The organism is Pelomonas sp. CA6, assembly GCF_022549225.1.
GTDB lineage: Bacteria > Pseudomonadota > Gammaproteobacteria > Burkholderiales > Burkholderiaceae_C > Roseateles.
The window spans coordinates 1-322 of record NZ_JAKZFD010000073.1 but is presented as its reverse complement, the minus strand read 5'-3'; the positions used below and the strand labels follow the sequence as shown (position 1 = coordinate 322).

The window sequence follows — 322 nt, the reverse complement described above, 5'->3', positions numbered from 1 at the left end:
GCAAGAGGTGCCGCCGGTGATGCTGGATGTGCGCGAGCTGCGTGGGCAGTCCGTGCCGCCGCTGGAAGTGAGCGCGCCTGGGGCGTCGGCCCTGGCCTATGTGATCTACACCTCCGGCTCCACCGGCACGCCCAAGGGCGTGATGGTGGAACACCGCCACGCGCTGAGCCAGCTGGGCTCGGTGGTGCAGCGCACGGGGCTGAACGAGCGCGACCGCATGCTGCAGTTCGCATCGGTGGCCTTCGACGTGTCGGTGGAGGAGATGTTCGCGACGCTGGGCGTGGGCGCGACGCTGGTGCTGCGCAGCGACGCCTGGCTGCAG

Annotated in this window: 1 protein-coding gene; it reads left to right on the top strand. The window is 70.5% G+C overall.

The features are described from left to right. Positions 1 to 322 (top strand): AMP-binding protein (locus LZ017_RS21945; protein WP_241399052.1); only part of this gene is annotated, 322 nt, incomplete at both ends.